Source organism: Nostocoides sp. (assembly GCF_035343835.1).
Classification (GTDB): Bacteria; Actinomycetota; Actinomycetes; order Actinomycetales; family Dermatophilaceae; genus Nostocoides_A; species Nostocoides_A vanveenii.
The window spans coordinates 1-4,932 of sequence record NZ_DAOQZV010000230.1 but is presented as its reverse complement, the minus strand read 5'-3'; the positions used below and the strand labels follow the sequence as shown (position 1 = coordinate 4,932).

The window sequence follows — 4,932 nt, the reverse complement described above, 5'->3', positions numbered from 1 at the left end:
ACCCCCAGTCAAGTGCGCTACCAAACTGCGCCACAGCCCGTGGCAATGCCCTCCCGTGCGTGGAAGGGCAGGCGCAAGCTTAACCCATCGCCCAGGTGCCACCGAATCGTGGCCACGCCGGGCGGAGTCAGCGCTTGCGCTTCTCGCGGACGCGTACCGACAACTCGATCGGACTGCCCTCGAAGCCGAACATCTCGCGCAGTTTCCGCTCCAGGAAGCGCCGGTAGCCGGCCTCGATGAAGCCGGTGGCGAAGATGACGAAGCGCGGCGGCCGGGTGCTCGCCTGGGTGGCGAAGAGGATCCGCGGCTGCTTGCCGCCCCGGACCGGGTGCGGGTGAGCGGCGACGACCTCGCCGAGGAAGGCGTTGAGGCGCGCAGTGGGGATGCGCTGATCCCAGGAGTCGAGCGCGACCTCCAAAGCCGGCACCAGGCGATCCGTATGCCGCCCGGTCCGCGCCGAGATATTGACGCGGGGCGCCCAGGAGACCTGGACGAACTCGCGCTCGATCTCCCGCTCGAGGTAGTAGCGGCGCTCCTCATCCAGCAGGTCCCACTTGTTGAAGGCCAGCACCAGGGCCCGCCCGGAGTCGATGACCTGCTGGACGACCCGGATGTCCTGCTCGGTGATCGAGGATTCGGCGTCGATCAGCACGATCGCGACTTCGGCCTTCTCCAGCGCCGTCTGGGTGCGCAACGAGGCATAGAAGTCGGCGCCCTTGGTCTGGTGCACCCGCCGGCGGATGCCGGCGGTGTCGACGAAGATCCAGGGCCGCCCACCGAGCTCGATCAGCTCATCGACCGGGTCGCGCGTCGTGCCCGCGAGGTCGTCGACGACGACCCGGGTGCTGCCGGCCAGCTTGTTCAGCAGCGAGGACTTGCCGACGTTCGGGCGCCCGATGAGCGCGACGCGGCGCGGACCGCCCTCGACGGGACGATCACCGGCGACTGCGGAGGTCGCCGGGAGCACCTCGAGCAGCCGGTCGAGGAAGTCGCCGGAGCCGCGGCCGTGAAGGGCGGAGACGGCATACGGCTCGCCGAGGCCGAGATTCCACAAGGTGAGGGCATCGGTCTCGGTGCGCTCGTCGTCGGCCTTGTTGGCCACGAGGATCACCGGCTTGCCGGCCCGGCGCAGCAGTTTGACGACGGCCTCGTCGTCGTCCGTTGCGCCGACCTTGGCATCGACGACGAAGACCACGACGTCGGCGAGGTCGACCGCGACTTCGGCCTGTTCGGCGACCCGCAGGTGGATGCCGGTGGCGTCGATCGACCAGCCGCCGGTGTCGACGACGGTGAAGCGGCGGCCGGCCCATTCCGCGTCATACGACACGCGGTCACGGGTGACGCCGGGGACGTCCTCGACGACGGCTTCGCGCCGGCGCAGGATGCGGTTGACGAGGGTCGACTTGCCGACATTCGGGCGGCCGACGATGGCGACCACGGGGACCGGGCCGGTGCCCGCCGCCCCGGACTCATCGGGAGCCAGGCCGTCGACGAGGGCGCGGTCCTCGTCGGTCAGCTCGAAGTCCGCCAGGCCGGCACGCAAGGCCCGGTCGAGGGCGTCGTCATCGGCCGGCGGCCGGGTCACACTGGTCATCCGACCATTGTCCCGTATGCCCGCTCCCCCGCCGACCAGCGACGAGATCAGCTCCAGAGGTCGGGCGGGATGTCGGTGGGCAGCGGGATGTCGTGTTCGGCGGACGCGGCCGACACGTGGGTGGCCAGAGCAGTGCGGATCTGCTCCGCCGCAACCTCGAGACGCTTCTTGCCGGGCACACCCATCGGCGGCGTGGGAATGATCGGGCGGGCGAAGTCGACCACCAACCGGGACCGCGGTCGCGGCACCGAGTCCGCGAGGCGGCCGGTCGCGCGGGTGCCGAGAACGGCGGTCGGCACCACCGCCGCCCGCGACTGCAGAGCGAGCCAGGCCACCCCCTTGTTCGCGGTCGCGAGATCCCCCTTGCCCCGCGCGCCCTCGGGGAAGATCCCGACCACGCCATTGCGCTTGAGCACCTCCAGCGCCTGCCCGAGGCCAGTCCGGTCGCCGTGGGCCTCCGCGAGCGGGATCTGCCCGCTCAGGCGCAGCAGCGGCCCGACGGCGCGGTCGAAGGAGCCGTCCCACACCAGGAAGTGTGAGGGCCGGGGCGCCATCCCGAGCACGAGAGCGCCGTCGAGGAAACCGAGGTGGTTTGCGGCGAGGATCACCGGCCCGCGCCGAGGGACGTTCTCGCGGCCGTAGGCGCGACTGTCATAGAGCACGCGGAAAAGGACGCTGCCCGTGTGCCTGGCCCAGACCGCCTGCCAGGGCGCGGGCCCACTCACGAGGCGCGGGCGAGCGTTGCGGTCACGATCTCGACGAGGGCGGCGACGCTGCCGTCAAAATCCAGTGCGGAGGTGTCCAGCAGGACCACGCCGTCGGCGGCCTCGGTGAACTGGGAGACAGTGGAGTCGTCCCGGTCGCGCCGCACGATTTGATCGTGCGTGGCGGCCACAGCAGCCTCGTCGGCCGAACCGTGCAGCTCGGTGCTGCGGCGCGCCAGGCGAGCCTCCTCGGACGCCGTGAGCAGGACCCGGACGTCCGCGTCGGGCGCGACAACCGTCGTGATGTCGCGGCCTTCGGCGACGACACCGCCCCAGTCTTCGGCGATCGCGTCGATGAGTTCGCGCTGCGCGTCCTGGAGGACGGCCCGCACGCCGAGGTTGGTCGCCACCGCGGAGACGACGGCGGACACCTCGCTGGTGCGGATGGCCGCGGCGATGTCTTCCTCGTCGAGGGTCACGGCCGGGTCGTCCGGATCCGCGCCCAGGCCGAGGGGGAGTTCTTCCGCCGCGGCCACCACGGCGTCGGCGTCGGACAGGTCGATGCCCTGGCGCAGGCAGTAGACGGTGACCGCGCGATACATGGCCCCGGTGTCGAGATAGCCATAGCCGAAGTGCCGCGCGACCGCGCGCGAGACGCTGGACTTGCCGGACCCCGAGGGTCCGTCGATCGCGACGACGACTGGCTGCATGGGCCCGGAGCCTACCGAGTGCGTGCCACCAGGGTCACGTATGCAGCCGCCACCCGCGCGCCGTCAGCGCAGCGATCAGCGTGGTCTCAGCCTCGGGGACGATGGAGAGCTCCAGCAGGCCGAAGGGCGCGCCGAGGCCGTGCTCGAGATTGAGTTCCTCGAGGTTGACGCCCGCGTCCCCGACGTCCTGGAAGAGCCGGCCGAGCTGGCCCGGCTCATCGGGGATCAGCACCGTCACGATCCGGTATGCCGTTTGCGGCGCCCCGTGCTTGCCCGGTAGCCGGTCGTGGCCCCGGTTGCCGGCCGCGATCGCCCCCGCAATCGTCGCCCGGGCCCCCGGGGCGAGCGCATCGGGGTCGGTCAGGGCATCGAGGGCGTCGACGACGCGTCCGAGGTCGAGCGCCAGCTCGCGCAGCACGCCCGCGACGGCCGGGGCATTGCCGGTGAGAATCTGGGTCCACAGCCGCGGATCGCTCGCCGCGATCCGAGTGACATCCCGCACGCCGGGACCGGCGAGGGCCACCGACTCCTCGGTCAGGTCGGCCAAACGCGCGGCGACGAGCGATGCGGCCACCTGTGGCACGTGCGAGACCGCGGCCACAGCCTGATCGTGTTCGGCGGGTGAGAGCACGCGGACCACCGAGCCCGCCGCCTCGGCGACGCCGCGGACCAGGCCGACTCCGGCGTCCGAGGTCTCCTCGGCCCGCGTGATCACCCAGGTGCGCCCCTCGAAGAGGTCGATGCGCGCGGCGATCGCCCCGGACCGCTCCCGGCCCGACATCGGGTGGCCACCGACATACCGCTCGGCTGCCGTGGGATTCGCGGCGAGCACATCGGCGCGCACCGCGCGCTTGACCGAGGCCACATCGGTGACGAAGGCCCGCGGCCAGCGATCCAGCGCGACGGCGACGACACCACCGGCGACATCGGGTGGCGTGGCAACTACGACGAGGTCGACCTCCCCGGGTTCCGCCACGACCCCTCCGGAGAGGTCGGCGGCCAGGGCCGCACCGGTCGGTGATCCATCGGCCAAGGTGACCCGGACGCCCGCGCGCGCGAGCACCATCGCGATGCTCGTGCCGATCAGGCCGGCACCGATGACGTGCACGCTCGCGGGCAGGCGGGCGGGCGGGATGGACGCGGGCATACGGCTCCTAGAGATCCACCGCAGCGAAGAGGGCCCCGATCTCGCCCCGCGTCAACGCGCGCGTCTTGCCGGGCTTGGTGTCACCGAGCAGGACCGGTCCGACCTGGGTGCGCGCGAGGGCGATGACCGGGTGACCGACCGCCTCCAGCAGGCGACGCACGATGTGGTTGCGCCCTTCGTGCAGGACGACCTCGACCACCGCGCGGCCGGGCGCGCTGTCGAGCAGTTTGAAGCTGTCGACGGCCACCGGGCCGTCCTCCAGCTCGATGCCGGCGCGCAACCGTTTGCCGAGATCACGCGGAATGGGGCCGGGCACCTGCGCGACATACGTCTTCAGGACCCCGTATGCCGGGTGCTGCAGCCGGTGCGCAAGCTCACCGTCGTTGGTCAGCAGTAACAAGCCCTCGGTGTCGGTGTCGAGCCGCCCGACGTGGAAGAGCCGCTCGCGGCGCTTGGCGACATAGTCGCCGACGCAGGGCCGGCCGAGCTCGTCCTGCATGGTCGTGACCACGCCGAGGGGCTTGTTGAAGGCAAGGTAGACCTTGTCCAGATCGGTCTGGACGCGCACTCCGTCGACGTGGACGACCTGCCGCAGGGGGTCGATGCGGATGCCGAGTTCGGTGACGACCTGGCCGTCCACCTCGACCCGGCCCTCGCTGATGAGTTGCTCGCAGCCACGCCGGGAGGCGACGCCGGCGGCCGCGAGAATCTTCTGCAGCCGGGTGCCGTCGGGATCGTGGACGTCGACGCGGTCGCGCTCGGGTGGTGCCGGGCTCA

General features: G+C 71.6%; 5 protein-coding genes. All 5 read right to left on the bottom strand.

All coding sequences use genetic code 11. The features are described from left to right. Nucleotides 1-127 precede the first annotated feature (127 nt). A complete protein-coding gene (gene der, locus PKH97_RS13585; RefSeq protein WP_324388063.1) occupies nucleotides 128-1,594 on the bottom strand; it encodes a ribosome biogenesis GTPase Der in 1,467 nt (488 codons plus the stop codon). A 47-nt stretch (nucleotides 1,595-1,641) separates the two neighbouring features. Further along, on the bottom strand, nucleotides 1,642-2,319 hold the full coding sequence (locus PKH97_RS13580; protein ID WP_324388062.1) for a lysophospholipid acyltransferase family protein: 678 nt from the start codon (nucleotides 2,317-2,319) through the stop codon (nucleotides 1,642-1,644). Next, nucleotides 2,316-3,008 (bottom strand): (d)CMP kinase, encoded by a 693-nt coding sequence (gene cmk, locus PKH97_RS13575; protein WP_324388061.1) that lies wholly within the window; start codon nucleotides 3,006-3,008, stop codon nucleotides 2,316-2,318. The genes PKH97_RS13580 and cmk overlap by 4 nt, the downstream gene beginning before the upstream one ends. Nucleotides 3,009-3,042: 34 nt before the next feature. Then, nucleotides 3,043-4,155, bottom strand: a complete 1,113-nt coding sequence (locus PKH97_RS13570; protein WP_324388059.1) for a prephenate dehydrogenase — start codon at nucleotides 4,153-4,155, stop codon at nucleotides 3,043-3,045. Between the two features lie 7 nt (nucleotides 4,156-4,162). Next, nucleotides 4,163-4,932, bottom strand: a 770-nt coding sequence (locus tag PKH97_RS13565; protein WP_324388057.1) for a pseudouridine synthase, incomplete at its 5' end; no start/stop codon positions are given.